Annotated in this window: 30 protein-coding genes and 1 pseudogene; 14 read left to right on the top strand and 17 right to left on the bottom strand. The window is 67.9% G+C overall.

All coding sequences use genetic code 11. The features are described 5' to 3' along the window. Positions 1 to 247: 247 nt before the first annotated feature. Genes ACWDTD_RS01035 through ACWDTD_RS01045 form a run of 3 tightly spaced genes read left to right on the top strand, consistent with a single transcriptional unit; the run spans position 248 to position 3,065 of the window. The gene (locus ACWDTD_RS01035; protein WP_449745197.1) at positions 248 to 1,141 is read left to right on the top strand and encodes a hypothetical protein; all 894 of its coding nucleotides are present in this window, start codon (positions 248 to 250) and stop codon (positions 1,139 to 1,141) included. After that, positions 1,138 to 2,334: a lipase family protein gene (locus ACWDTD_RS01040; protein ID WP_449745198.1), complete on the top strand. Its 1,197-nt coding sequence runs from the start codon at positions 1,138 to 1,140 to the stop codon at positions 2,332 to 2,334. The genes ACWDTD_RS01035 and ACWDTD_RS01040 overlap by 4 nt, the downstream gene beginning before the upstream one ends. Next, positions 2,331 to 3,065, top strand: coding sequence for a lysoplasmalogenase family protein (locus ACWDTD_RS01045; protein WP_449745199.1), 735 nt, complete (start codon positions 2,331 to 2,333; stop codon positions 3,063 to 3,065). Before ACWDTD_RS01040 ends, ACWDTD_RS01045 begins: the two co-directional genes overlap by 4 nt. 49 nt (positions 3,066 to 3,114) lie before the next feature. On the opposite strand, the gene ACWDTD_RS01050 is transcribed toward ACWDTD_RS01045, so the two are convergent. Both ACWDTD_RS01050 and ACWDTD_RS01055 read right to left on the bottom strand, forming a co-directional pair. Then, entirely contained in the window at positions 3,115 to 4,632 is a 1,518-nt protein-coding gene (locus ACWDTD_RS01050) for a sugar porter family MFS transporter (protein ID WP_449745200.1), read from the bottom strand. Between the two features lie 161 nt (positions 4,633 to 4,793). Beyond that, positions 4,794 to 5,315, bottom strand: coding sequence for a hypothetical protein (locus ACWDTD_RS01055; protein WP_449745473.1), 522 nt, complete (start codon positions 5,313 to 5,315; stop codon positions 4,794 to 4,796). A 62-nt stretch (positions 5,316 to 5,377) separates the two neighbouring features. Here ACWDTD_RS01055 and ACWDTD_RS01060 point away from each other — a divergent pair, with 62 nt between their 5' ends. Together ACWDTD_RS01060 and ACWDTD_RS01065 are read left to right on the top strand one after the other, a co-directional pair. Continuing rightward, positions 5,378 to 5,965 (top strand): HhH-GPD-type base excision DNA repair protein, encoded by a 588-nt coding sequence (locus tag ACWDTD_RS01060; protein WP_449745201.1) that lies wholly within the window; start codon positions 5,378 to 5,380, stop codon positions 5,963 to 5,965. 9 nt (positions 5,966 to 5,974) lie between these two features. Continuing rightward, positions 5,975 to 6,865 (top strand): hypothetical protein, encoded by an 891-nt coding sequence (locus ACWDTD_RS01065; protein WP_449745202.1) that lies wholly within the window; start codon positions 5,975 to 5,977, stop codon positions 6,863 to 6,865. On the opposite strand, the gene ACWDTD_RS01070 is transcribed toward ACWDTD_RS01065, so the two are convergent. From ACWDTD_RS01070 to ACWDTD_RS01100, 7 genes are all read right to left on the bottom strand, one after another. Next, complete coding sequence (locus tag ACWDTD_RS01070) at positions 6,795 to 8,216, bottom strand: WS/DGAT domain-containing protein (protein ID WP_449745203.1); 1,422 nt, start codon at positions 8,214 to 8,216, stop codon at positions 6,795 to 6,797. The two genes, ACWDTD_RS01065 and ACWDTD_RS01070, sit on opposite strands and share 71 nt — an antisense overlap. Before the next feature lie 52 nt (positions 8,217 to 8,268). Beyond that, positions 8,269 to 8,823 carry a hypothetical protein gene (locus tag ACWDTD_RS01075; RefSeq protein ID WP_449745204.1) on the bottom strand — a complete coding sequence of 185 codons (555 nt, stop codon included), beginning with the start codon at positions 8,821 to 8,823 and terminating at the stop codon, positions 8,269 to 8,271. Further along, complete coding sequence (locus tag ACWDTD_RS01080; RefSeq protein WP_449745205.1) at positions 8,820 to 9,494, bottom strand: DUF6286 domain-containing protein; 675 nt, start codon at positions 9,492 to 9,494, stop codon at positions 8,820 to 8,822. Before ACWDTD_RS01080 ends, ACWDTD_RS01075 begins: the two co-directional genes overlap by 4 nt. Next, positions 9,491 to 9,985, bottom strand: a complete 495-nt coding sequence (locus tag ACWDTD_RS01085; protein WP_449745206.1) for an Asp23/Gls24 family envelope stress response protein — start codon at positions 9,983 to 9,985, stop codon at positions 9,491 to 9,493. The genes ACWDTD_RS01080 and ACWDTD_RS01085 overlap by 4 nt, the downstream gene beginning before the upstream one ends. Further along, positions 9,978 to 10,160, bottom strand: coding sequence for a DUF2273 domain-containing protein (locus ACWDTD_RS01090; RefSeq protein WP_449745207.1), 183 nt, complete (start codon positions 10,158 to 10,160; stop codon positions 9,978 to 9,980). The genes ACWDTD_RS01085 and ACWDTD_RS01090 overlap by 8 nt, the downstream gene beginning before the upstream one ends. Next, the gene (locus ACWDTD_RS01095) at positions 10,153 to 10,497 is read right to left on the bottom strand and encodes a hypothetical protein (protein ID WP_449745208.1); all 345 of its coding nucleotides are present in this window, start codon (positions 10,495 to 10,497) and stop codon (positions 10,153 to 10,155) included. The genes ACWDTD_RS01090 and ACWDTD_RS01095 overlap by 8 nt, the downstream gene beginning before the upstream one ends. Before the next feature lie 74 nt (positions 10,498 to 10,571). After that, positions 10,572 to 11,081 (bottom strand): Asp23/Gls24 family envelope stress response protein, encoded by a 510-nt coding sequence (locus ACWDTD_RS01100; protein WP_449745209.1) that lies wholly within the window; start codon positions 11,079 to 11,081, stop codon positions 10,572 to 10,574. An 80-nt stretch (positions 11,082 to 11,161) separates the two neighbouring features. On the opposite strand from ACWDTD_RS01100, the gene ACWDTD_RS01105 reads away from it, so the two are divergent. Together ACWDTD_RS01105 and ACWDTD_RS01110 are read left to right on the top strand one after the other, a co-directional pair. Then, positions 11,162 to 11,899 (top strand): RNA polymerase sigma factor, encoded by a 738-nt coding sequence (locus tag ACWDTD_RS01105; protein WP_449745210.1) that lies wholly within the window; start codon positions 11,162 to 11,164, stop codon positions 11,897 to 11,899. After that, entirely contained in the window at positions 11,896 to 12,360 is a 465-nt protein-coding gene (locus ACWDTD_RS01110; RefSeq protein WP_449745211.1) for a hypothetical protein, read from the top strand. Before ACWDTD_RS01105 ends, ACWDTD_RS01110 begins: the two co-directional genes overlap by 4 nt. A 22-nt stretch (positions 12,361 to 12,382) precedes the next feature. Here the strand turns inward: ACWDTD_RS01110 and ACWDTD_RS01115 are convergent, their stop codons facing one another. Continuing rightward, a complete protein-coding gene (locus ACWDTD_RS01115) occupies positions 12,383 to 13,597 on the bottom strand; it encodes an acyl-CoA dehydrogenase family protein (protein ID WP_449745212.1) in 1,215 nt (404 codons plus the stop codon). Positions 13,598 to 13,841: 244 nt separating this feature from the next. Here ACWDTD_RS01115 and ACWDTD_RS01120 point away from each other — a divergent pair. Beyond that, positions 13,842 to 14,921 (top strand): annotated as a pseudogene (locus tag ACWDTD_RS01120) (AI-2E family transporter); the annotation flags it as partial. Between the two features lie 225 nt (positions 14,922 to 15,146). Here the strand turns inward: ACWDTD_RS01120 and ACWDTD_RS01125 are convergent. After that, on the bottom strand, positions 15,147 to 15,932 hold the full coding sequence (locus ACWDTD_RS01125) for an enoyl-CoA hydratase (protein WP_449745474.1): 786 nt from the start codon (positions 15,930 to 15,932) through the stop codon (positions 15,147 to 15,149). Positions 15,933 to 16,305: 373 nt separating this feature from the next. Between ACWDTD_RS01125 and ACWDTD_RS01130 the strand changes: the two genes are divergently transcribed. Then, a complete protein-coding gene (locus ACWDTD_RS01130; RefSeq protein WP_449745213.1) occupies positions 16,306 to 16,632 on the top strand; it encodes a transglycosylase family protein in 327 nt (108 codons plus the stop codon). Positions 16,633 to 16,734: 102 nt separating this feature from the next. Here the strand turns inward: ACWDTD_RS01130 and ACWDTD_RS01135 are convergent, their stop codons facing one another. Next, entirely contained in the window at positions 16,735 to 18,000 is a 1,266-nt protein-coding gene (locus ACWDTD_RS01135; protein ID WP_449745475.1) for a cation:proton antiporter, read from the bottom strand. 170 nt (positions 18,001 to 18,170) lie between these two features. On the opposite strand from ACWDTD_RS01135, the gene ACWDTD_RS01140 reads away from it, so the two are divergent. From ACWDTD_RS01140 to ACWDTD_RS01160, 5 genes are all read left to right on the top strand, one after another. Further along, positions 18,171 to 18,596 (top strand): acyl-CoA thioesterase, encoded by a 426-nt coding sequence (locus ACWDTD_RS01140; RefSeq protein ID WP_449745476.1) that lies wholly within the window; start codon positions 18,171 to 18,173, stop codon positions 18,594 to 18,596. A gap of 179 nt (positions 18,597 to 18,775) precedes the next feature. After that, positions 18,776 to 19,516, top strand: a complete 741-nt coding sequence (locus ACWDTD_RS01145; protein WP_449745214.1) for a (Fe-S)-binding protein — start codon at positions 18,776 to 18,778, stop codon at positions 19,514 to 19,516. Then, a complete protein-coding gene (locus tag ACWDTD_RS01150) occupies positions 19,513 to 21,027 on the top strand; it encodes a LutB/LldF family L-lactate oxidation iron-sulfur protein (RefSeq protein WP_449745215.1) in 1,515 nt (504 codons plus the stop codon). The genes ACWDTD_RS01145 and ACWDTD_RS01150 overlap by 4 nt, the downstream gene beginning before the upstream one ends. Continuing rightward, positions 21,024 to 21,671 carry a LutC/YkgG family protein gene (locus tag ACWDTD_RS01155; RefSeq protein ID WP_449745216.1) on the top strand — a complete coding sequence of 216 codons (648 nt, stop codon included), beginning with the start codon at positions 21,024 to 21,026 and terminating at the stop codon, positions 21,669 to 21,671. Before ACWDTD_RS01150 ends, ACWDTD_RS01155 begins: the two co-directional genes overlap by 4 nt. A gap of 52 nt (positions 21,672 to 21,723) precedes the next feature. Further along, positions 21,724 to 22,575, top strand: coding sequence for a TIGR03621 family F420-dependent LLM class oxidoreductase (locus tag ACWDTD_RS01160; protein WP_449745217.1), 852 nt, complete (start codon positions 21,724 to 21,726; stop codon positions 22,573 to 22,575). A gap of 37 nt (positions 22,576 to 22,612) precedes the next feature. Here ACWDTD_RS01160 and ACWDTD_RS01165 read toward each other — a convergent pair whose 3' ends face one another. The 5 genes from ACWDTD_RS01165 to ACWDTD_RS01185 all read right to left on the bottom strand — a co-directional run bounded on the left by ACWDTD_RS01165 (position 22,613) and on the right by ACWDTD_RS01185 (position 26,388). Next, positions 22,613 to 23,068, bottom strand: coding sequence for a hypothetical protein (locus tag ACWDTD_RS01165; protein WP_449745218.1), 456 nt, complete (start codon positions 23,066 to 23,068; stop codon positions 22,613 to 22,615). 107 nt (positions 23,069 to 23,175) lie between these two features. Then, on the bottom strand, positions 23,176 to 23,628 hold the full coding sequence (gene cynS / locus ACWDTD_RS01170; protein ID WP_449745219.1) for a cyanase: 453 nt from the start codon (positions 23,626 to 23,628) through the stop codon (positions 23,176 to 23,178). A 184-nt stretch (positions 23,629 to 23,812) separates the two neighbouring features. Next, positions 23,813 to 24,859 (bottom strand): PHP domain-containing protein, encoded by a 1,047-nt coding sequence (locus tag ACWDTD_RS01175; protein ID WP_449745220.1) that lies wholly within the window; start codon positions 24,857 to 24,859, stop codon positions 23,813 to 23,815. A gap of 21 nt (positions 24,860 to 24,880) precedes the next feature. After that, the gene (locus ACWDTD_RS01180; protein WP_449745221.1) at positions 24,881 to 25,870 is read right to left on the bottom strand and encodes an isopenicillin N synthase family dioxygenase; all 990 of its coding nucleotides are present in this window, start codon (positions 25,868 to 25,870) and stop codon (positions 24,881 to 24,883) included. Next, positions 25,867 to 26,388 (bottom strand): nucleoside deaminase, encoded by a 522-nt coding sequence (locus ACWDTD_RS01185; RefSeq protein ID WP_449745222.1) that lies wholly within the window; start codon positions 26,386 to 26,388, stop codon positions 25,867 to 25,869. The genes ACWDTD_RS01180 and ACWDTD_RS01185 overlap by 4 nt, the downstream gene beginning before the upstream one ends. Between the last annotated feature and the right edge of the window lie 18 nt (positions 26,389 to 26,406).

A 26,406-nucleotide genomic window follows, 5' to 3' on the forward strand; every position in this document is an offset into this window, starting at 1 on the left:
ATACGCACACGTCTCCGATGCACTCAGAACACCCTCGTGTGGCCTCGCCACGCGAGGGTGTCTCGTCTGCGGGGCACCGACGGCCGAGTCGTTCGACGGTGATCGCCCCTCGGTAGCGGCCACGTCACAGGTCGGCTTCACGACTTGAAGTCGACAGCTCAAACGTGGTCTCTTTTAACTTGAGCAACACCAGTCACATGCGCCCCATCGCTCGTGGGGCCGTTTCGGCTCGTCTCAAGGAGTGATCATGACCGCAGGCTCCCGCCGCACACCTCTGCGTCGCACCGCACGCCTGGGTGCCGCTGTCGCGTCGATGGCGATCGTGGCCGGGTTGGCCTCGGTCCCTGCCGACGCCTACGCAACGCCGGGCGCCCCGAGCACGCTGTCGCCGACCTCCCCGTCGCTCGGTGCAGGGCCCCTCGACCACGAACTCGCCGAGGCGGTCAAGGCACTCAAAGCGGCCGGCGCCGACAAGATCGCCCTGCAGGCCGCGGAGGCCGTGAAGTCGTCGCTCGGACAGATGTCGACGCAGGACGTGGTCAACAAGCTCAGTGCGCTGTCGAGTCAGCTCGGCGGGACGACGGTGTCGGCGCCGACGGCGGCCCGTCCGGTGGCCGCGGCCGACACCATGAGCATCCTCAAGTCGTTGGGAATCCAGCCGTTCTCCCCGTCGATCGCACCGCTGTGTACCGATCCCACCGCCGACAATCCACTCGGGTTGGTCACCGCCGGCGCGGGAGCCGCACCGGGCCCGTGGCCGGCCAAAGAGGAACCCATGAAGGTCATCGACCCGCTCAAGCCGCTGCTCAACCTGGTACCCGGTATCAAACTCCCCGAGAAACTGAATCTGGTGGAGCAAGGCGAAACCGCGTACGCGTTTGTGCCGGCATCCCCCGACGCCAACGGTGACGGGCATATGCAGGTGGCGTGGTTCAACACCAACACCCTGCAGGGCGGTTTCGCCGAACTGCAACCGCTCGACCAGCGGGTGCGATCGGTGCTGCCGCCGCTCGCCGGGGTGCGACTGGCACCGGTGAAGACCGGCAGTGGCACCATTCTGTCGGCGATCTACGGCACGTCCGGCAACAACGGGCGAACCTGCTACTTCCTCCCGGCGATCGGTGTGGTCACTGCACCATGAGCACCACCGGTATCACCCGGGGCAGGGCGTGGATGTGCACGGCGATCGCTGCCGCCGCAGCGATCGGCATGACCTTGGCGGGCGGATCCGCGCACGGCGCCCCGACCACCAGCACGCCGAGCCCGAGCACCTCCAGCGCCTCCGACCCCGCCCCCGGTAAGGCCGGGACAGTCTTCGCGAACCGACAGATCCCCCGGGCGAACCTCGTGCCGGGAGCGGCGAGTGGCAACATCTTCACCTACTGGAGCACCGGCGCCGACGACAAACCGCACCTGTCCAGCGGTGTCCTGCTGCTCCCGTTCACTCCGGCACCGGCCGGCGGTTACCCCGTCGTCGCATGGGCCCACGGCTCGCGGGGTCTCGCCGATACCTGCGCACCCACCACTCACCCGACGGCCGAGGACCTCGACCAGGCGAAGACATGGCTCGGCCGTGGTTACGCCGTGATCAGCAGCGACTACGCCGGACTGGGCACCGAGGGCGTGCCGCAGTACTTCGACAGCGACGCCACCGCACGCAACATCGTCGACGCTGTCCGCGCCGGGCACGACATCGCCGACAACCTGTCCCGGTCGTGGGCGGTGGTCGGACGGGGACAGGGAGCGGCCGCCGCGGTGGCGCTCGCCCGGATCGCCACCGCCCTGCAGGGACCCGAACTGGACTTCCGTGGCGCGGCCGCATCGTCGATCCCGGCGCAGTTCTCGACGCTGCTCACCCGTCTCGGTCCGGGTACCACCACGATGCCCGCCGGGCTCACCGCAGATGCCCTGTTCACGCTCAGCGCGATCAGCCGCGCCCGCCCCGAGGTGGACGTGGTGGACTACCTGACCGATTCCGGACGGCAGTGGATCAACAAGGCCGCCGACCTGTGCGTCGCCGAACTCACCCGGCAGGTCGACGGTGTACCGCTGGGATCGCTGTTCAGCAAACCGCTGTCGGGCAACCGCGAACTCGGTGCCGTACTGCAGTCCGCATCGGAATTGCCGGTGCGCGGCTTCACCCGTCCGGTGCTCATGGCTCAGGGCCTGGTGGATCCGACGGTGGTGGTGCCGTTGACGTTCAAGTACATCAACGACGCGCGTATCGCCGACTCGCACGTGACCCCCCGCCCCTACCTGGTGTTCCAGGCCGACCAGGCAGACGCCATGGCCGCCAACGACTTCCGGTGGTTCGTCAACCGGCTGATGCAGTGACGCACCGGCCGCGGGGATGGCCTGCGCGGTTCACCGTGGGCTACCTCGCCGCGGCCGGTCTGGCCACCGCCGCGGGCGCTTTCGGCCCGCGCACACTGGCGGCAGCGACCAAACCCGTACCTCTCGGCCTTCTCGGGATGCGGGTGTTGGCCGGCCGCACGCATCGATCCGCGCTCGACAACGTGCTGCTCACCGGGGTGATCGCCGGGGCGATGGCCGGTGACCGGGCCATGCTGGTCGAGGAGTTCACCGACCTGACCGAATCCGTTGACGGACAGGCGGACTGGCGCGCCAAGGACCGTCACCTCGCCCGCGCTGCGCTGTTCTTCGCCGGCTCGCAGCTCTGCTATTGCGCACTGATGGTGCGTCGGGGCGCGCGATACCGGCTCGCCTCGGCGGCGCCGCGGACGATGATGCTCGCCGAATCGGCCGCGGTGATCGCCACGCATCGTCCGGGGCTACTGCCCGTGCTCGGCGCCTACGGGACGACATTGGCGACGATGGCCACCCTCGCCGGCGACATCCCCGCACCGCAGCCGCGAATGCGGCGCGGTGGCTGGCTGTTTCTCGTCTCAGACCTGACGATTCTCAACCGCAGGCACCTCATCAGCAATCAGCGCGCCCGGAAGATCAGCGAGTTACTCGTGCTGGCAACCTACTTCGCCGCACAGGCGCTGCTCGTCGGCGGGCTGGCCGCAGGCGTACCCGCCTCGACAAGAGTTGCCGATTGACGCGCCCGGCGCGTCAATCGGCAACCTGTGGTGCGGCGTGGTGGAATCTCTACCGAGCCTTGGCCGCACGTGTCGCTTCCAGACGCGACAACGACGACTCGGCCACCGCGTCCATTTCCTCGAGTTCCATGCCCTTGGTCTCCTCGACCTTGGCCCGGACGTAGAAGAACGACGCCGCGGCACACGCCGCGAAGAATCCGTACACCCAGCCGAGACCGAGGGTCGCCGATGCCTGCGGGAACAGCATCGAGATGGTGAAGTTGGCCATCCAGTTGACCGCGGTGCACACACCCAGTGCCACACCCCGGATGCGGTTGGGGAACATCTCGCCCAGCATCACCCACATGACCGGGCCCCAGGTGGCGGCGAATGCGACGACGAACAGGTTCGCCCCGATCAGCGCGATCACGCCCCAATTGCCGGCCAGCGTGAGACAGTCCTTGTCGGTGTTACCCGGGGTACACGTGACATCACCGACCATCCCGGACTGCTGATACGACGACTGCGTGAACGCCACACACGCCATCAGTAGCCCGATGAACATGCCCACCGACCCCCACAACAGCAGGTTGCGGCGGCCCACCCGGTCGACGAACAGGATGGCCACGAAGGTCATGGCGACATTGATGGCGGAGGTGATCACCGAGGTGGTGAAGGCGTCACTGGTGGAAAAGCCCACCGACTTCCACAGGGTTGTCGAGTAGTAGAAGATCGCATTGATGCCGACGAATTGCTGGAAGATGGCCAGCCAGATACCCACCCACACCAGCGGGTGCAACCCGAACGACGGTCCACGAATGTCGGAGAGCTTCGTCCTCGATTCCCGGCGGACACTCAGTTTGATCTCTTTGACGCGCTCGAGCGGATGAGGCTCGCCGGTGACCTCCTCGAGGATGCGTGCCGCCTCGGCGTCGCGGTTGCGGCCGACGAGGTATCGCGGGGACTCCGGGATCGACAGTGCCAGGATGCCGTAGACGGCGGCCGGGACCACGCCCACCAGGAACATCCAACGCCACGCCTCCAGCCCCCACCAGAGGTCGTTGAGCGGCGCGCCCGCCGCGTTCTGCAGCAAGGTGTCCGACAGAAGGGCGGCGAAGATGCCCAGCGTGATCGCGAGCTGCTGCATGGAGGCCAGTGCGCCGCGGTATCGCGCGGGGGCGATCTCGGCGATGTAGGCGGGTGCGATGACCGATGCGATACCGATACCCAGGCCACCGAGCACACGCCACAGCAACAGGTCCCAGACCGTCTGCGTGTACGCGGTCCCGATCGCCGAGATGACGAACAGCACCGACCCGAGAAGCATCACGCGTTTGCGGCCCCACACGTCGGCGAGTTGACCCGCGAACCAGGCGCCGACCACGCATCCGAGCAACGCGATGGCCACCGCGAAACCGGTGAACAGATCACCCAGCCCGAAAGTGCTCTGAATCGAGTCGACGGCGCCGTTGACCACCGAACTGTCGAATCCGAAGAGGAAACCACCCACCGCGGCCGCGATCGTCACGCCGAGAACCTTGGCGGTGTGCTGTTCGGCCACCTCGGCAGCCTGCTGTTTATCGACCATCTGACCGACCTCGCCTCACTGCTCGAAATGCGCCTGTGCGATTACTGAGAATTCACGCTACCCGCGTGGCAATGCGAATCCGCAGAAATCGGTGAGTTGCCACCGGTTTCGTGACCTACGGTTCCCGATCTCACGATTTCGTGACACTACGATTCCGTGAGCTAGGCGTTCGCGACGCCACGGCACGTCGAGTACTGCGGGTTGACCATCGGCAGAAATGCGACGGCACCGATCGTCTGGTGGATGGTGAAAACCACCGGACCCGCCCCCGGATGCAGATCGATCTGCCAGCTGACCGTGCGTGCCCGACTCGGCGCCGACACCACACCTCGCGCGCCGGTGCGCAGATTGCGCCAGGTGACCCGGACCTGCGTGGTGTACTCCACCAGTTGCGGCTTGCCCCGAATGGAACCGATCAGGGTGATCGCCGGGCCGGGTAGTCCGTCGGCCGGGAACCGTATCCCGTTGAACACGTCGACCTTCACCGGCAGCGGACCCAGTGGCCACGGGTTGGCACTCGGACAGTCGAGTGTGGTGACGAGGTTGGGGTCGCTGTACTCGGGAATCGCCTGCGCCACCGGCGCCGTCGCGCATGCGATCACCGCGATGGCCCCGGCCGCCACGGCGACGATGCTGCGACGCCGCAACCGAAGCGCGGTGGGTCGGCGGACGAATCGACGCATCGACACCTTCACACCCACCCCGCCGGACATGGCGACAGTGTACGAGTCCCTACGATGGCCTCATGGCGAAACTGCAGATTGCCCAGGAGGCGGCCGCCGACGAACTGCTGTCGTCGGATCCGTTCGCGTTGCTCACCGGAATGCTCTTGGACCAGCAGTTTCCGATGGAACGCGCCTTCGCCGGACCAGCGAAGATCCGTGACCGATTCGGCAGCATGGACCCGACGGCGATCGCCGATGCCGATCCGGAGGCGTTCGCCGACTTGTGCGCCACCCCACCGGCCATCCACCGCTACGGCAGATCGATGGCGGGGCGTGTGCAGGAGCTGGCGCGGGTGGTGGTCGACGACTACGACGGCGACACCGCTGCCATCTGGACCGGCGCCACCAGCGGTGCCGATCTGTTCGCGCGGCTGCGCGCGCTACCCGGATTCGGTGACCAGAAGGCCAAGATCTTCACCGCGTTGCTGGCGAAACAGCTGGGGGTGAAACCGCGGGGCTGGACGACGGTGGTCGGAGACTACGGGAAGAAGGGTTACCGGTCCGTGGCCGACGTGACCGATCCGGATTCGTTGCAGAAGGTCCGTGATTTCAAGAAGGCCGCCAAGGCAGCGGCCAAAGCGGGCGGTACCTCCGCCACGGCGGGTTAGGGTACGGCCATGAGCTCTGATCAGCCGGACGCGCGGACGCTGCTCGAACTGCCGTTCAGGCTCGGCTTCGCTGCGACCGGCGTTGCCCTCACCGCCGCGGAGTCGGCCGTGAGCATTGCGCGCATCACCGCCGCCAGCTTTCAGTACGAGGTGAACCATGCGCTCGGGATAAGCGGTGACGAGGTGGGTGGCGCGCGTGCACCGCTGGCCCTCATCTCGCAGCTCGCCGACCTGATGTCGCCCGAGCGTCCGTTGGGGCGGCTGGTGGCGCCCGGCGGACCGCTCGAAAGGCTGGTCACCCCGGGTGGCGTGGTCGACCGGCTCACGGCTGCGGACGGATTGCTCGAGAAGCTGACCGCGCCCGGCGGCATTCTGAACCAGATGACCGAGGATGGCGGAATCCTGGTGCGGCTCACCGCCAAAGACGGTCCACTCGATCGACTCACCCGCGAGGGCGGTGTCATCGATCAGTTCACCGAGGACGAGGGCATCCTGGATCGGCTGACGTCGGAGGGGGGCATCGTCGATCAGCTCACCGCCCCCGACGGCGTGCTGGAGAAGGTGACCGAACCGGGTGGCATCCTCGACCGGCTCGCCGCCGACGGCGGTTTGCTCGATCAACTCGTCGGCGAGAACGGCGCCATCGAGCGAACGATCGCGCCCGGGGGACCGCTGGACCGGATCACCGAGTTGACAGAGGTGATCGGCCAGCTCGCACCCAACCTGCTGGCGATGCAGGACACCGTGCACGAACTGGCCGAGACCGTGGATCTGCTCAATCAGACGGTGGCACCGCTGGGCGGGCTGGCCGACCGACTACCCAAGCGGCTCACCCGGGCGCCGAAGAACTCGCTGCCGAGCGGACATGATCCGGCCCGCAGTCCGCGCAGTCAGCTGTGATCCGCGCGATCGCGGACTCGAGAAGGTCGACGTAGCGGTCGATGTCGGGGCAGACGGCTGTGCTCGTGGTCAGTGAGATCGTCACGGTGTCGCCTATCCCGTGCACCCCGTGCGTCAATCCCTGCGCCGGCGACAACGCGGGAAACCCCGCGGTCATCAGCACCGCACGCCCGTCGAGGGTGAGATCGGCCGCGCCGCGGTAGACCGACGACACCACGGTCACACCCGTGACCCGTTCCGGTCGCACCGTCGGATCGAATTTCCCTATCCCCCACCGTTGTAGCGGTGCCGGTGTCGCGGCGGTGGCGCGCCGTGATGCCCGCCGTGCCGCATCGTCGCCGTCGCGGCGGACGGTGTCGATCTCGGCGGCGATCAGCCCGGCACGCGTGCGCAGATCGGGTTCGGCAACGTGCAGATCGACCCCGGCGTTGCGGAAGTTGTTACGCACGTTGGGTTGTGGCTTTCGTGCGATGGTCAGCTCCACGGCACACCGGCCCTCGATACCGCCGAGATACTCCGGTAACGCCATCGAGATGGCGAGCAGCGCGCCCACGGTGACGCTGTGCCCACACACGCGCAGGCGATCGCGGTCGACGGTGACTGTACGCAACTGCCGGTCGCGTCCGGGTGGGCGGTTGAGTGCGGTGAGCGCAACACCTCCCTCCAGGCGCGGTGCGGCGGTCCGCTCGAGCCGGAACGCACGCACCCCGAGTGCGAGCATCGCGGCCAGCTCGATGGGCAGTCGCACCGCACCCCGTACCGCGGTGAACACCGGCGCCGGCATCGCGCGCGGCCGGGCCGCGCCGTGTCCGGTGCGGGGGTGGGCTTCGGCGCGGAAATCGGGCCCGAATAGTTCGCGCGCGATGCCGGCGGTGCGCCGACCGTCGCCGAGGGTGTGGCTGATCTGCAAGGCCACCACGACCGTGGTGTGGCGCCGCCCGGCCACGATCACGTCGGTGACGGGTCCGAAAATGTGTGCGCGCCAAGCGTGTCGGGTCGCGTCGAGTTGATCGGTCATCTGTTCGCCGAGAACGTCGAGACACTGCGTCCACTCCGTCGCGGTGCGGTGGAGCCGGATCTGGTCGTCGTCGACCGGCGCCCGCACCCAGTACGGACGGTCGAGGTCGCCCGGCACGGGCTTCACACGCAGTCGCAGATCGTCGACACCCTCCGCGCGCCGCCGGACCCATGTCGCGATGTCCTCGAGTCCCACACCGTCGAGTCCCACACCGTCCGGTTGCACACCGTCGTTCGCGGAATCGGCGGAGAAGCCGAAGACGACGAATTGGTCGTTGGGGATGATCGGCGCCATCCAGAACGCCTGCGCATCGCCGGCCGACATCGGTTGCATCAGCGTCACGGTAGTCCCGGGAATCCACCGGAGGTGACCGACACGACGGCGATCAGCTGACCGTGTGCAGATGCACCAGCGCCTGCACATGTACATCCGAGCCGTCCACGGCGGTTCGGACGCGTTGCACCTCGGGTCCGAGCACGGCGGCGATCTCGTCGTAGGAATAGGTGGGCGGAGCGGTCACCGTGATCCTGATGATCTTTCGGCCGCGGTCGTCGAGCGCCTTGGCGGTGACCTCGTCGAACATGGTGTTGCCAGCGAGATCGTCGGCGACCGCGGCGGCAATCAACTTGGGCGCCACGGTGAGCCGTCCGTCGGCGTTGCTGCCGGAGAGTTCGAGCTCGTCCACCTTGTTCGGTCGGATCGCGGTGGCCAGGAGTGACCAGCTCCAGACCAGGCCGACGATGGCGACGCCGAAGAGCACCACGATCCACCAGTCCGTCCTCGCCAGGCGCGACGCCCAACCCGCGTCGAGGTGGTCGGCCCACTCGCGCACGACGGGCACGTGGAGCTGCCACAGCACTGCACCGACGCCGACCAGCAGGACGGCGATGCCGAAGATGCCTGCGGTGATGCGATGCAATGTGGCGGGTCCGCGGTTCATGAGTCCTCTCCTTCGCGGTTGCTCTCCCCCGTGCGGTGGCTCTCCCCTGCGCGGTGGCTCTCCCCTGCGCGGCGGCGCGCGACGATCTTGACCTTCACCCGCAGCGGTTTCTCCGGGGCGGCCGCCGCGGACGCCACCGCGGCGCGGATCGCGTCGGCGTCGGGATGCGTATCGGTCGCGGTCACCACGACCTTCGCCCGGCGGCGGCCCACCACGGTGGTGGCGTGCTCCACCCCGGGCACCGACAACGCCGCCGTACTGATGCGCCGGGCGATGTCACCGCGCCGCGTCCACATCACCTCGTAGCCGCCGAGGCTCACGTGGGTACGGCGACGTGTCCGGACCGCCGACCACAACAACCACAGGCCGATGAGGATCAGCGCGATCGCAACCGGCCACATCCACTGTTGCCAGGTGCTGCGGGCCACCCAATCGGCCCCTTCCCGCGACCATCGGGTACCCGACACCCAGCCCGCCTGTACCACCAGATCGCGGATCGCGACGATGACCAGCGCCAGCAGAACGAACGCGATCACCACGCCCCCGACCACGGCGACCGGCGTCGACGACGGCGCGAAGACCTTGCCCTGATGCGTGTCTGCGGTGCGGGCGATGGCGATCCGGCGGGTCTTCTCGTCGTCGTGCGGTTCGTGGTCGGTGGACGTGGTCATGTCTCCTCCGGGACGGGTAGTTCGATGTAGCCGTCGCGCCGACGACGGACTGCCTCCCCCGACACGATCCGGGCGACGGTCACGTCGACCCGCGCCGGTCGCACGCCGGTGAGGCGGGCGATCTCGTCGGCGACATGGTCGCGGGTACGTGCGCACACCGCGGCCACCGCGCAGGGCCAACTCAACGCGACCGTCAACGCGACGGTCGGCGCGGTCTGCGACATGTCGACGCTCGCCGACGGGTAGCCGCTCGACAGCGGATTGATCGCGCCCAGAACCGACGGGCCGCCGCTGTCGGTGCGGATCACACCGTCTACGTCGAGGGCGACCCGTTCGGCGATCTTGACGCCCACGCGGTCGGCGAGCACCAACGATCCACGGACGTCGGAATCCGGCTCCTGCGCAGCCACTCCCGGTGCGTGGGCCGGCGCTGCGGTACCCGACGCGCCGGCGTCGGTGGCACCGACGGTGACGGTGACCGCGTCAGCCACGGTTCCGGCTCTTCAGGATTGCACCGAGATCGATCGAGCCGTCGCGGTGCAGCCCAAGCGCCAAACCGAAAGCACCGAGCAGAACCGCCAGGATGAACCCGCCGAACCCGCCGGTGGTGGCCGCGATCGCAAGCAGCAATCCGGCCAGCAGACCCAACATCGCGTTGTTACCCATCGTTTTTCACCCCTGTGGACGGCTGTTCTTCTTCAGGCTGCTGTGTTTCTTCAGGCTGCTGTGCTTCTTCGGGCTGCTGCGTCGCTGCACCGCCGACACTGATGTCTTCGACCACCACCGACACCGGTACACCGGCAACAGCGGAGGCGGCATCGGCGGCTTGTTCGGCAACGGCTCGCAGATCGTGTGCCATGTCGACGACGATGTGCACTTCACCTGCGTTGTCCGACAACGTGATGCCACCGACTCGACCGCCCGGCAGGTAGGTGGCGATCTCCCCGAAGGCTCCGGCGTACAAACCGGTGACCCCGGGCACGGCGCCGACCGCCGCGACCACGCGTTCGGCCGCCGACCCGCTGTCCGAGCCCGGGACCGCCGCATCGGTCGCTGACAGCGGTTCGGATGGGGACATCACTGCACCCTCGGCGTCTCGGGGGTGTCGTCCTCGTCGCCGAAGTGGATGTCGTGGACGGTGACGTTGACCTCGGTGACCTCGAGGCCGGTCATCTGCTCGATCGCGGTGACGACGTTGCGGCGGATGGCCGCGGCGAGCTGGTGGATCGCAACTCCGTAGTCGGCGACGATCGAGACGTCCACCGCTGCCTGTCGTTCACCGACCTCGACGTTGATGCCCTGCGTGGTGCTGGTGGCGGTGCCGGGCAGCACCTCACGGACCCGGCCCACCATCCGCTCGGTGGTGCCGCCGACGTCGTAGACGCCACTGATCTCACGGGTGGCGATGCCGGCGATCTTGGCGACCACCTGATCGGCGATCGACGTCTTGCCGCGTTCTCCCACGGGCTTGGCCGCGGCCTTGCTCTTCGACGAATCGGCGAGGGTCAACGCGTTGCCGGAGCCGTTCTCCGGGGTGGCGTCCCCGGTTGCTGTGGTGGATGACGTTGTCGATGAGGTTTCGGACATGGACGCTCCTTTGTCGCTTCGGCACCTCACGGTGCGGGATGGGCGCGACCCCCGGCCGCACCCGTATAAGGTCAGTCGTAGTGGAAGCGATTTCTGCACGCGTCGATTTCGGTGATGCCGGACACAGCGATGCCTCGGCCGGGGGGACGCGGCAGCGCCCCGAGTTGTCTCCCGGACTCGATCTGTCCACCCTCTCCGACGACGAACTCGCCGCCGCCGCGGCCGCCGGCGACACGGAGGCCTTCGCGATTCTGGTGCAGAAGGTGTCCGAACCGCTGCTGCGCTACCTGCGTCGCATGGTCGACGACCCACAGACCGCGGAGGATCTGGCGCAGGACACACTGCTCGACTCCTGGCGTGGGCTCCCGGATTTCGCCTTCCGAAGTTCGTTTCGCACCTGGATGTTCGGCATCGCCCATCGCAAGACCGTCGATCACTGGCGCCGACGACGCGACGTGCCGACCGACGACCGACGCTTCGCCGACCTCGCCGACGCACGGTCGCTCCCCGCCGACGAGGCGGTCCGGATGAGTCTCGTCGAGGCGTTGCGCCGCGAACTGGCCACCTTGCCCGAAACGTCACGCGCCGTATGGTGGCTCCGAGAGGCCGAGGGACTCTCGTTGACCGAGATCTCGCGGGTGCTGCAGATCTCCGTCGGCTCCGTGCGGGGGCACCTGCAGCGAAGCCGCAAATACCTGGCCACGCGCCTGTCGCCCTGGCGGCCCGACACCGCGGCGGCTCCCCAACGCCATACGGCCCCAACCAAAGGCCTCACTGGACGGCCATCGCGCACCCGACCGGGAGGAGGACAGCCATGAGTGAGACATACCTCGACGACGACCCCGATCACACCGACTCGTGGCTGGTCGATGCGAGTCGACGCCTGAGCGAACCCGACGCCGACGTGGGCCGGCTCATCTCGTCGATCACCGGAAATCTCGAGCGGGTACGCCGGCCCGCGCGGCGGCTGGACACCGACTCGACGGGCATCGAGGTGAGTGATCGTGTGATCAGGCAGCTGCTTGCCACCCGGATCCGTCAACGGTTGGGCCGACTGGTGGTACAGGTCAGCCTCGACGGCGACGACGCGCAACTCGCCCGGGTCCGGATAGGGCTGATCGCGCGCTACCACGACGACCTCGTCGGCGACTCCGACCGCGTCCGCGACGTGGCCGACGAGGTACTGACCGCGACGCTGGGGCCGCGCTCGAGCGATGCGGCACGCCGGTCGATCGATGTGCGCTGGCAGGACCTCTACACCCGGGAATGGCTGACCTGACCGGCGCGGGCGGGTCGCCCGATCAGGACCGGTCGGCCCGCCGGTCGCCCGCGCTCCACGCGTAGGGCAGGTCGGCACCGTTGAGTTCGCGTGCGCCCACCGCCCGCAGTTTGTAGATCAGGGGATTGTGCGCGGAGATGGTCCGCGCGTTGCGCCAGTGACGATCGAGGCGCAGTCGTTCGCTGGTGATGGATGCGCCGCCGACCTCGAACAGCTGCGTGGTGGCGTCCAGCACGGTGGTGATCACGGCCTGCTGTGCCCGCGCCACGTCGAACTCTGCCTTGTCGAGCAGCTGTTCGTCCGTGCCGCCGGCGTCGAGGAGTTCATCGAGGGTGGCCGCAACGTCGAGCACCAGCACCCGGGCGGTGTAGGCGGCCGCGGACAGGCGTCCGATCACCTGCTGCACCAGCGGATCCTCCCGCGGCAGATCGGCGGCGGCATGACTGAAGGTGCGGGTCCGGTCACGCACCCACTCAACGGTGTCGTCGAGGGCGCGTCGCGCGATCCCGGCCAGCACCGCGAGTTGCACGAGCTGCAGGTAGGAGGTCGCATAGGTGCGGCCGGGAGCCCCGTACCCTGCGCCGAGCAGACGCTCAGCGGGCACCGTGACGTCGTGGAATTCCGTTGTGCCGCTGGCGGTCAGACGCTGACCGAAACCATCCCAGTCGTCGTGCTGGATGACGCCGGGCGCATCGGCGTCGACCAGCACCGAGACCCGGTCGCCGTCGGAGTCGGCAGCGACGAGGATGTGATCGGCGTACAGACTCCCGGTGCTGTAGTACTTGGTGCCGTTGACCACCCATCCGTCGCCGTCGGCGGTGACCGTGGTGCGGTAGCGATCGGCCGCGCCAACGCCGGGTTCGGTGATCGCATTTCCCACCAGGGTGCCGCCCACCACGGCCCGCAGCCAACGCTCCCGCGCGACGGGATCGTCGGCGAGCAACTGATCCTCCACGAACGACCAGTGCACCCGGAGTGCTTGGGGCAGATTGGATTCCGCGGCCGCGAGGTCGATCAGGAGACCGAACAGCTGGCGGACCGACGCGCCGTAACCCCCGAGCTCGACCGGCACACGCAGCGCACCGAATCGGACGTCCTTGAGCGCTCGTACCTCGTCGTGGGCGAGCGCGCGATCGGTCTCGCGGGCCACGGCGCCCTCGGCGATGCGGGCGAACACCGGGGAGAAGACCTCGTCGAGTTGGGCATCGGTGTAGGCGCGAATGGATGTCGCGGTCACTGTCGGATCCTTTCGTCGTCGGTGAAGCCGGATCAGACCCGTGCGGCCGTCGGCAACCCGAACAGTGTCGCGGCAGGCGTGAGAACTGCCCACCCTTTCGGCCGCCACGAGAAAAATTACGCACCCGCGCGCTGCAAGGCGGTGCGACCGGGGCTCGGAACGGGCAATCGTCACCTATCCTTCAGCCAAGGGCCCGGAGAACACCCGACCACACGCGGCCGCGGCCGCGCGGCGAGAGGAACACATGGCGCGCACCAAGGCTGCCGACCCGAGAGAGTCCACCCGGCCCAACGCGCCGGACTGGTCCCTGCCGCGCGGCACCGTGGTGTTGCTGTCGATCACCGGCCTCGTGGTGACGGTGTTGGGCATCAGGTCCATCGGTTCCCTTGTGGGGCCGGTTTTCCTGGCACTGATGCTGACGGTGGCCGTGGCGCCGGTACCGAGCTGGCTGCGCCGGAAGGGGTGGCCCGCCTGGTCGGCACTGATCGTCACCATTCTGCTGGTGTACGGCATCATCATCGGGCTCTTCGCTGCGCTCACCTATTCGGTCGCCCGGTTGGCGACGATCCTCCCGCAGTACTCGGCCAAGTTCAACGACCTTCTCGACGACTTCCAGAAGTTTCTGACCAGCCATGGCGTGAGCCAGCAGAAGGTTCACGACATGATTGCCAACGTCGACTCCGGCAAGGTGATAGGCGCGGTGGGCAACGTGGTGTCGAGCACCATGGGTGTGGCGTCCGCGCTGACACTCGTGCTCATCACGCTGCTGTTCATGGCGTTCGATTCGGTGGGCTCGAGCGAACGCATGGAGGTGCTCCGACGCGACCGTCCCGACATTGCCGCGGCATTTACCTCGTTCAGCACCGGCACCCGCTCCTACCTCTGGGTGTCCACCGTGTTCGGACTCATCGTGGCGGCGTTCGACACCGGGGCCCTGGCGCTGATGGGCATTCCGCTGCCGATCCTCTGGGGATTGCTCTCGTTCATCACCAATTACATCCCGAACATCGGGTTCGTGATCGGCGTCATCCCTCCCGCGCTACTGGGTCTGCTCGACGGCGGCTGGGTGCTGATGGTCTGGGTGATCGTCGTCTACTCGGTGATCAACTTCGTGATCCAGTCCATCATTCAACCCAAGTTCGTCGGCGATTCGGTGGGCCTGTCGACCACGCTGACCTTTCTGTCACTGATCTTCTGGGCGTGGGTGATCGGGCCGCTCGGGGCGATCCTCGCGGTGCCGCTCACCTTGTTCGCCAAGGCGATGCTCATCGACATCGACCCCTCGGCGCGGTGGGCCGACGTCCTGCTGACCTCCAAGCGGCCCGAGAAGCCCTCCGACCTCGTCGATCCCTCGCCCATGGACGAGGACGCCGGGAACCTCGACTCCGCGCCCGACGCAGGCGAGGACACGAACACGGCGGGCCCCGACACTCCAGCCCCAGACACTCCAGCCCCGACACTCCAGCCCCGGACACCACGAGCCCCGACACTCCCGGCCCCGATTCCGGCGGTACACCCGCACGCGGGTGAACGCGGGCGCGACCACCCGTCAGCGGTCGGACCAGACCGGGTCCCGTTTGGCCAGGAACGCCGACATCCCTTCTTGCGCATCGCAGGTCATCGCATTGGTCGCCATCGTCTCGCTCATCAGCCGGTACGCCTCCGCCTCGTCCCGATCGATCTGCGCGTAGAACGCCCGTTTGCCGATCGCGATCGTCGAGGCGCTGGCCGCGGCGATCCGCAGCGCCAACTCACGCACGGTCGACGCCAGCGCCTCGGGGTCGACCACGTCGTTGACCAGGCCCCAGTCGGCGGCGGTGTGCGCGTCGACGAGGTCGCCGGTGAGCAGCATCTTCATCGCGCGCTTGCGGCCGATCGCGCGTGTCAGCGCCACCATCGGGGTGGAGCAGAACAGACCGATGCGCACCCCGGGTGTGCCGAAGACAGCGGTGGTGGCCGCGACGGCCAGATCACAGGTCGCCACGAGCTGACACCCCGCCGCGAACGCCAATCCGGCCACCTCGGCGATCACCGGCTGCCGGATGTCGTGCACCGCGCTCATCATGTCGACGCAGGACGCGAAGACCGCGCGCTCGTCATCGAGGGTTCGGTCGACGAGTTCGCCGAGATCGTGTCCGGCGGAGAACGCCGGACCGAGCGCCCGGATCACCACCACACGCACGGTCGGATCGCGATCGAAGTCCCACAGCGTGGTCGTCAGGGCCGTCATGGTCGCCACCGACATGGGGTTTCGTCGTCGTGACTCCGAGAGGGTGATCACACCGATCGGACCGTCGATGTGCACGTGCACCGCAGCGGATCCGGCCGGCTGGATGGTGGCACCCTCGGCGGCACCGACATCGTTCGTGCTCACGATTGCTCCCTGTCGTCTCACTTCTTGCGGCCGTTCTCGCGGGTTGCGGCGGGCACCGGACTCGAGGGGACAAAACCCGGCGTCGCGCTGTGTCCCAGACCACATTCTGCACGTGTTCCCCCTCACACTTCGACGCCGGTCCCGGCGACGCCCCTCGCACGCCGACACGCCGCGATGCGCAGGGACTTCTCCGGAAATCCACAGCGTTATCTCAGCGTGATCGGGTGGTCGCAGGTCAGAACCTCGGCGTGACCTTTCCGTGACCGATCCGTATGGTCGCCCACGGTCCGAGATCACGCCGCCCGGAAGTATCGGGTGGCCGATAGGAGGAACGATGACCATGCGGATGAAGAAGACCGCGATGCGCGCCGGCCTGATCGGCGCATTGGCCCTGGCCCCCTTCGGCGTCGCCACCGCGACCGCCTCGGCAGACAGCCACAACTGGGACGCCGTTGCACAGTGCGAGAGCGGCGGCAACTGGGCGATCAACACCGGCAACGGCTACTACGGCGGCCTGCAGTTCACGCAGAGCACCTGGGAGGCCAACGGCGGTAGCGGCAGCGCGAGCAACGCGTCGCGCGAGGAGCAGATCCGCGTCGCGGAGAACGTCCTCGCCACGCAGGGCCCGGGCGCGTGGCCGGTGTGCGGTCAGTACCTCTGACCTCACACGTGACCGCATGACCCGCGGCACCACCCGTTGACCACCGACACCCGACCGTGGTGCGCTTTCGGCGCGCTCGGCCGGGTGTCGGCGTCCGGCGACTCAGGCCGTGTCGATTCCACCCGCCTGCGGCACCGACCGGGCACCGATGAGACGTGCGATCAACGGAAAAAGCAGGACCGTGGTGGCTCCCGCGGCCACCAGTAGCGACGCCTTTGTCGGAGACATCAGTTCGGCGTCGACGGCCGCCTGTGTCACCGCCACGATGATCGGTAGTCCGGTGGCGGCATAAAGGGCCAACTGCACGCGTTCTCGTGGCGGTACCACCGCAGCGTCCCTGCCCACAAAGCGTTCGGCGAACCACACCGGCACGCCCCGGGCCACCCCGATACCCAGCACCAGGACCACCCACCCCAACGGGTTACCGGTGACCGCGCGCGGATCGATGCCCATTCCGGAAGTGACGAAGAACAGTGGGATCAACAAGCCGAATCCGATGACCTCCAACGACCGGGCGATCACCGGATACTGCTCACCGATGAGCCACCGGAGGATGCCGCCGGCGGCAAAGGCCCCGAGCACCACGTCGAGGTCGAACACCGCGGCGATCGCCATCAGCGTGAGCAACAACAACAGCACCACCCGAATGGGTAGCTGGGTGGTACCGCCACCGAGTTCCACCGCCACCCGACGCACACCGGGAACACGGGCAGCCAACCTGCGGGGCACCACCGCCAGCAGTACCGTCGCCACACCGAACAGCGCGATCACCACCACGGCGGCCACCACGCTCCGACTGGTCAGCAGCAATGACATCGCCAGGATCGGCCCGAGTTCACCGATCGCGCCGTGCGCCATCACCCCACGCCCCAGCGAGGTGCCCAGCAGATTGTCGGCCTTGAGGATCGGTAGGAGTGTGCCCAGCGCGGTGGAGGTCATCGCGATGGCCACCGCCACGTCCTGGGAGAAATTGATCGACAGCAACAAGCCGACCACCGCTCCGGCCAGCACGAGACTGACCAACCAGGTGATCCCCGCAACCGCTCCGGGCCGGCCTCGCAAGAGGTCCGGATCGAGTTCGTACCCGGCCAGCAGGAACAGCATGCCAAGGCCCAGCTGGCTGAGCACCGCGATCTGATCGGGATCGGTCCACCCCAGCATGTGCGGCCCCAGCACCACCCCGACGGTCAGCAGCACCACGACCTCCGGCACGAAGCCCCGGCAGGCGCGGGCGATCAGCGGGGCCAGCACTGCGGCCAACGCCACCCAGAAAAGGGTCAGCACCGCCGACGACGACGATTCCGAGGCAGCGAGCACGATCACCCGCTCATCCTGCCGCACGGTGCCCCCGACGTGACAATGGGTCATCGAGAAGGTGCGCCGGCCGGTCGACACCCGAATAGGCTCTCCCCATGGAGCCCACCGGACGATCGGCACACGGAGTACCCGGTGCACCCATTGTGGCCGCAACCGTTGACGGCGCGGCGGATGACACCGGTCCCCTTCAGGTGAGCGACGACGACCGCGCGCATCTGTCGATGTCACTGCTGATGACGCCCGGCATGGCCAACTTCACCGGAAACGTCCACGGCGGCACACTTCTCAAGCTGCTCGACGAAGTGGCCTACGCCTGCGCCAGCCGGTATTCGCGTCGCTATGCCGTCACGCTGTCGGTGGACCGGGTGATCTTCCGCGAACCGATCCGGGTGGGCGAACTGCTCATTCTGTCGGCGTCGATCAACTACACCGGGCGAACGTCGATGGAGGTGGGCATCCGGGTGGAGACCGAGAACATTCACACCGGGGTACGCCGACACACCAATAGCTGCTACTTCACGATGGTCGCGATGGATGACGACGGCCGCCCCCATCCGGTGCCGCCGTTGCAACCACGAACCGCCGACCAGAAGCGTCGATTCCGGGAGGCCGAGCAACGACGCGCGGCCTGGCGCTCAGCGCAGTGACACACCCCGGTACCGCGCCGACGACATCGCATCTGTTGACGGTCCGCGCCGACAGCACTTAGCGTTTTGGGCGAGGCCGGATCACAGGGAATGACGGCCCATCAGCCCCCTAGTCCCTGGCGGTGTCCCATGCACACACGACTGTTCCGGCGCGCGCAGACCCGAGTGGTGGTCGCCCGATGAGAGTCGCCTTGTTCGCGACCTGTTTCAACGACACGATGTGGCCGAACACCCCACGTGCAACGGTGCTTCTTCTCGAACGGCTCGGTGTCGAGGTGGAGTTCCCGATCGAACAGACCTGTTGCGGTCAGATGTTCACCAATACCGGCTACGCCCAGGAGGCGATCGCGGGCGTGCGGCAGTTCGTCGACGTGTTCGGCGACTACGACGCAGTGGTGGCACCGTCGGGCTCGTGTGTCGGGTCGGTCCGTCATCAGCACGCCGACGTGGCCGACCGCAGCGGCGACCGCTCGTTGCGCGCGGCCGTGGATGTGTTGGCGCCCAAGTTCTTCGAGCTCAGTGAGTTCCTCGTCGACGTGCTCGGCGTGACCGACGTGGGTGCCTACTTCCCGCACCGCGTGACCTACCATCCCACCTGTCATTCATTGCGGATGCTGCGGGTGGGCGACAAACCCTTGCGCCTCTTGCGCGAGGTGAAGGGCATCGACCTGGTGGAACTGCCTGGCGCCGAGCAATGTTGCGGGTTCGGCGGTACGTTCGCGATGAAGAACGCCGACGTCTCGGTGGCCATGGGCGGCGACAAGGCCGGTCACGTGAAGGATACCGACGCGGAAGTGCTTGTGGCCGGCGATAATTCATGCCTGGCTCATATCGGCGGGCTACTGTCCCGGGAGCGGTCGGGGGTGCGCACCATGCATCTCGCGGAGATTCTGGCGTCCACCGAGAAGGAGCCGGCATGACCACCTCCGCGCGCCCGCACACCACCGGTATCGATCATCCCCACGTCGGGGTGACCACCACCTTCGTCGGGATGCCGAAGTTCCCCGCCGCGGCCAGGACGGAGTTGGCAAACACCACCCAGCGCCGGAATCTGGCACACGCCACCGGGATCATCCGCGACAAGCGGGCCGAGGTGGTCGACGAACTCGACAACTGGGAACAGCTCCGGCTGGCCGCGGAAGCGATCAAGAACCGGACGCTGCGCCACCTCGACACCTACCTGGAAGAGTTCGAGGCCAAGGCCACCGCCGCCGGTGCCACCGTGCACTGGGCGTCGGACGCCGCCGAGGCCAATCGCATCGTCGTCGACCTCGTCCGCGCGTCGGGCGCCGACGAGGTGGTCAAGGTGAAATCCATGGCCACCCAGGAGATCGAACTCAACGAGGCCCTCGCCGCAGCCGGCATCGACGCCTGGGAGACCGATCTCGCCGAACTGATCGTGCAACTCGGCGACGACTGGCCCAGCCACATCCTGGTACCTGCCATCCACCGCAATCGCGCCGAGGTGCGCGAGATCTTCCTGCGGCGCATGAAGGAGGTGGGGCGCCCGGCACCGGCCGACCTGTCCGACGACCCGAAGGCGCTCGCCGAGGCGGCCCGGCTGCACCTGCGCGAAAAGTTCCTGCGCGCCAAGGTCGGGATCAGCGGCGCCAACTTCGCCGTCGCCGACACCGGCAGCCTGGTGGTGGTCGAATCCGAGGGCAACGGACGCATGTGCCTGACCCTGCCGGAAACCCTGATCTCGGTCGTCGGCATCGAGAAGATCCTGCCCACCTGGGCAGATCTGGAGGTGTTTCTGCAGGTCCTGCCGCGGTCGAGCACCGGGGAGCGGGAGAATCCGTACACGTCGATCTGGACCGGGGTGACGCCCGGCGACGGGCCGCAGAACGTGCACATCGTGCTTCTCGACAACAACCGGAGCACGGTACTGGCCGATCAGGTGGGCCGCGCCGCCCTGCGCTGCATCCGGTGTTCGGCATGTCTCAACGTCTGCCCGGTGTACGAACGCACCGGCGGGCACGCCTACGGCTCGGTGTATCCGGGGCCGATCGGCGCCATCCTCACCCCGCAGTTACGTGGCACGTCATCGAAGGTCGACCAATCCCTGCCGTATGCGTCGAGTCTGTGCGGGGCATGCTTCGACGTGTGCCCGGTCCGCATCCCCATCCCGGATCTGTTGGTGCATCTGCGAACCCGGGTGGTCGACGAGCACCGTGGCGGCCTCCCCTCGGCGGAAGCGGCCGCGATGAAGGCCATGGAGGTGGTGTTCGGCGATCACCGTCGCCTCGAGGCGGCGCAGAAGGCGGCCACCACCAGTCACCGGTTCTTCGGCGCGCGCCGAACCCTGGGTGCGTTGCCGTGGCCGATGACGCCGTGGTCGAGTGCCCGCGACACCCCGGTGCCGCCCGCAGAAACATTCCGTGACTGGTGGAAACGCGAGCGCGGCAACCGGAACGGGGACCAGCGATGAGTGCGCGGGCCGACATTCTGGGCCGTGTGCGTGCGGCGCTCGCCGATGTACCCGCCGGAGACGCGACCCCCGTGGACTGGTCCTATGGTCAGCCGGTGAGCACCGGCGACCTGGGTCTGGTGGATCGGTTCGCCGAGCGCGTCGCCGACTACAAGGCCGTCGTGGAGCGGGTGAGCGTCGACCGGCTCGCCGAGCACGTCGGCGCGGCACTGGCTGCCGTCGACGGACCGGTGCTGGCCGACGCAACGGTACGCACACTGCTGGGTGCCGCAGCCGACGGCGTGACGTCGTGGATCACCGACGACGACCTGTCGGCTGCCGCACTCGACGGCGTCGGCGCGGTGGTCACCACCGCCGCCGTCGGCATCGCCAACACCGGCACCATCGTGCTCGATCACGCTGCCGGACAAGGGCGTCGGGCGGTGACCCTGGTTCCCGACGTGCACATCTGCCTCGTGGCAGCAGAGCAGATCGTCAGCGACGTCCCCGAAGCCGTCGCCCGTCTCGTCGAGCAGGGCTCTGCGGGACGGCCGCAAACCTGGATCAGCGGCCCGAGCGCGACGAGCGACATCGAACTCGACCGGGTCGAGGGAGTGCACGGGCCCCGGACACTGCACGTCATCGTGGTCACCGACCCGGCATGACGAGATACCGGCATGACGAAATACACGGAGCCCTCATCGGGTTGAGGGGTCCATGACCGAGGGAATCCGTTTCGGCGTCAACCTGATGGGAACCGGCACCGGGGAGCAGTTTCGCGCGCAGGTGAGATCGGTTGCCGACGCTGGCGCCGACGTCGTTCTCGTACCCGACCATCTGGGTCTCATCGGCCCGGCACCCGCCCTGGTGGCCGCTGCGGCCGAGGCGCCGGAACTGCGGGTGGGTACGTTCGTGCTCAATGCGCCGTTCTACTCGCCCGCGCTACTCACCCGCGACCTCGCCACCGTCGACCAGTTGACCGGCGGACGATTGGAGATCGGATTGGGTGCCGGCTACGTGAAGTCCGAATTCGACGACGCCGGAATATCTTTCGAGCGTCCCGGACGGCGGATCGCACACCTGGAGGCAACCGTCGACCGGCTGCGGGCGACCTTCGACGACCCGACAGCGTCGCCACCCTTCGCCCAGCCGCACCCGCCGATCATGATCGCCGGGATCGGCGACCGGATGCTCTCCCTCGCGGCGCGCAAGGCCGACATCGTGGCGCTGTCGAATCTGCCGACGGTCGATGCACTGCTGGAACGGACCGCCCACGTGCGCGCGGCGGCCGGCGAACGGTTCGACGAGATCGAACTCAACGTGATCGTCTTCGATCTCGCGGTGGGCCGCGACCCGGATGTGTCGGCGCTGCGCGGCTGGAATCCCGAACTCGACGACGACGCCCTGCGCGAATCGGTGAATCTCCTGCACGGCACTGCCACTCAGGTCGCCGAGCGCATCACACGCCTTCACGAACTCGCCGGCGTGTCCTACTTCACCCTCATCGAACCCTCACCCGCCGACGTCGACGCACTCAGCGACGTGATCGCGCTCGTCCGCGCGGCCTGAGCGGCCGGGCGGAGAACCGACTCACCCGCGGGTCCGGTCAGGCGTCGGGGTTGGATTCGCCTGCGGATCCGGTGTCGGGGTCGTCGACCGGGCGGGCGATGGCGTCGTCGACGGGCACCGCGATGTCCAGCGCGCTCACCGCGATGCCGTAGGGCAGGAAGCGGACGCGACGATGCGGGTCGGTGTTGCGCTGGTTGGCGCGCAGTGCGTCGATCTCGGTGGCGAAGACCTGCTCGACGCGTGCGCCGCCGTCGACGTCGGTGACGAAGACCGCCCACACCCCCGACCCGGTGTCACCGGTGGTCTCGGGTTCGGGTCGGCGCGCGCGGGTGCGTTGCGCTCCGCCCTGGTCGAAGATCGCCGAGAAGGCACTCACACCGCCCGGAGTGTCGAGGAAACGACCGACCATGTCGCGCAGGCCGTCACCCGCCTCACGGGCGAATCTGTCGAAGTCGTCCGGATCGAACCCGAAAGGTCCGTTGTTGCCTGCCATCGTCTACCTCCTGTGCCCGCGCGCTCGAACGCGGCTGCTGGTTACCAGTGTGGCGACGACGACGCCACTTCGCCACCATCGACCGTCGATATCGGCGTCGCCGCACCTCACCAGCGGTAATCGAGGAACTTGCCGTCGAAGGTGATCACCACGCGGTCGCCGTCGGGATCGGGTCGGCGCGCGATGTCGACCTTGAAGTTGATCGCACTCATGATGCCGTCACCGAACTCCTCGTGAATCAGTTCCTTGAGGGCCGGACCGTACACGGCCAACGCCTCGTAGAGGCGATAGATGGTCGGGTCGGTGGCCAGATCGTCGTCGCGGACCCGCGCGGGTTGTTGCCGGAGACTCTCGGCCACCCCCTCGCCCAATCCCAGCATTTCGCAGACGAGTTCGGCCTTCTCGGCGGGCACCGGATGCTGGCCGAGTAGCGCCGCCACCGTCCAGACCACCGGTGCGTCGATCCGTTCGGCGATGTCGTTCCAGCTCAGACCCGCGCGGATACGGGCGGCGACGATCAGCTCGGCGGCGTCGGACTTCTTCATGATGGGTGCGTTCACCAGGGCTCCTCACGGGAATGACATGCGGACACCTCCACCCTCGCCGCTGCACACGGTGACCGCCAGTCGAGGCTGTCACTGGCGGTCCGGGTTCCCGCGGGTGGTATCTGTTCGCGCGGGCTGTCGACGGTTCGCGTGATCGGAGAAGACCCGCGGGACCCCCGCGCCGTTGTCGGCGGTTTGTTCAATGGTTGTTACGAAGCCACCGGGTGACCCGTGTCAGCGGCCAGGTGGTGACGATCCGGTCCGGGTCGATGCCGAGTCGTTCGGCACGTTCGGCGCCGAGAGCCTTGAACTCGAGCTGGCCCGGCGCGTGCGCATCGGAATCGATGGCGAACAGGCAACCCAGGTCGCGGGCGAGTTCGATCAGATCATCGGGCGGGTCCACCCGCTCGGGCCGGGAGTTGATCTCCACGGCGGTGTCGCTGTCCGCACACGCCGAGAAGACGTGGTGCGCATCGAATCTCGACGGTTCGCGGTGTCCGCGACCGGTGAGCACGCGCCGCCCGGTGCAGTGGCCGAGTACCCGTACCCGCGGATTGCGCACCGCCGCGACCATGCGGCGGGTCATCGGCGCGGCGTCCATCTTCAACGCGGAATGCACCGACGCGGTCACCACGTCGAGACGGTCGAGCATCGCGTCGGACTGATCGAGGGTGCCGTCGTCGAGGATGTCGACCTCGATACCGGTCAGCAGCACGACGCCCGAGCCGGCGCGATTGTGACGCTCGATCTCCGCGATCTGTCGTTCAAGCCGTTCGACGCTGAGTCCGTTGGCCACCGTCAGGCGCGGCGAGTGGTCGGTGATCGCCAGCCATTCCTGTCCGAATGCGGTTGCCGCGGAGGCCATCTCCTCGATGGAGGCGCCACCGTCGCTCCAATCGGTGTGTGCGTGCAGGTCGCCGCGGAGCAGCCGGTAGAGGTCCGCGCCGCCGTCGGCAACAGCCGGTGCGCCGGCTTGGAGCTCGGCGAGCCGGGCGGGCACACGTCCCGAGATCGCCGACGCGATCACCTCTGCGGTGGACGTGCCGACGCCGGGCAGGTCGGTCAACGAACCCGCAGCGGCGCGCTGGTCGAGTTCCCCGGCGGGCAGTGCGGACACGGTGCGGGCGGCACGCCGGAACGCCTCCACCCGGTAGGTGCTCTGCCGGTCACGCTCGAGCAGCCACGCGATACGGGTGAGCGCATCGACCGGATCGACGGGCGCGGCGAGCGGTGACAATGCCCTCATGGTGGTGAGGGTAGTCGCCGGTCATCCGACGTTGATCGCGTCGAGCCTCTCCTTGATGAAGTCGCCCGCCGTCACCGGCGGCCGGCCGGCTTCCCGGCCCAGCGGGGGTTCGAGCGGTGTGACGACGGCGTCGTGATCGAGCTCGTAGAAGTAGATGAGCGAGACGAGGTCTTCTTCCGGCGTCTCCGGTTGCGGTGGCAGCACGCGGTGGCGGCCCGCCGGCCAGCGACCACCCGACCAGTATTCGAGCAGGTCACCGATGTTGATGGTCAGTGCCGCGGGATCGTAGGGGGCGTCGGCCCAGCCGCCCTGCTCGCTGTAGACCTGCAGTCCACCGGCGCCCGGTTCGCGGTCGAGGACGGTGACCGTGCCGAAATCGGTGTGCGGTCCGATCCGGAACTGCCCGGGTTCGGGGGCACCGACCGCCGTCATCGGCGGGTAGTGGTTGATGTTGGAGGTCCAGGTGGCGTTGGCGGCGAGCCCGCGGAACGGGTTGCGCTCACCGGCGAGACCGAGCGACGCCGCCATCAGGGCGAGCAGGTCGTCGGACAACGTCTTCATCTGGGTTGTCCACGCGGTGAACAACTGTCGCAGTGCGGGCGCCTCGGCGGGCCACACGTCGGGGGCGAACCAGAAGTCGTCGACCTCCGGGATGCCGACGGGGGTCTGCGCGCCGGAGTTGTAGGTCTCCTTGAGATCTGGTGGTGTCTCGGTGCCCTCGGCGTAACCGTTGGCCTCCATACCCGGGCCGATCCACCCGCGCCCGCCCACACCGACGGCGTACTGTTCCTTCACCTCGCTGGGCAACGCGAAGAAGTCACGCGCGGCGGCGCGCAGCGCGGCGGGCAGTGCCGGGTCGATGCCGTGCCCGGTCACCAGCAGGAAACCTGCCCGCTGCAGCGATTCGTCGACCGCGGCGCACACCGCATCGGCGGGCGCGCCTCCCGCACGCCACTGTGCGAGATCGACGGTGAGGATGGGGCCGGCGGTGCCCGACGCCGCGCCGCTCATCGGATCTCCGTTTCCGCGACGCCGATGTCCTCGTTCCACAGGGCGGGGCGTTCGGCGATGAAGTCGGTCATCATCGACACGCACCGCGGGTCGTCGACAACGGTCACATCCACCCCCAGCTCACGAAGCCACTCCTCGCCTCCCGAGAACGTCCGGTTCTCCCCGATCACCACCGCGCCGATGCCGAACTGACGGATGAGTCCGCTGCAATACCAACAGGGCGCCAGCGTGGTGACCATGATCGTCGACGAGTAGTCGCGTTGCCGGCCCGCAGCCCGGAAGGCATCGGTCTCACCATGCACCGACGGATCGTCGTGTTGCACGCGGCGATTGCGGCCCTCGCCGAGGAGTGTGCCGTCGGTACCGAACAGTGCGGCGCCGATCGGGATTCCACCCTCGGCCAACCCTTGTCGGGCCTGGCGGTAGGCGACGTCGACGAGTGCCGAGACGTCCAGCAGGGCGAAGACGTCTGCACCGGCGGGCGTGCGACCCAGATCGACGGGACGGTCAAGGGACATGATGTGAGCGTGCCGCGC

The sequence above is a fragment of the Gordonia sp. NPDC003425 genome (assembly GCF_053588635.1).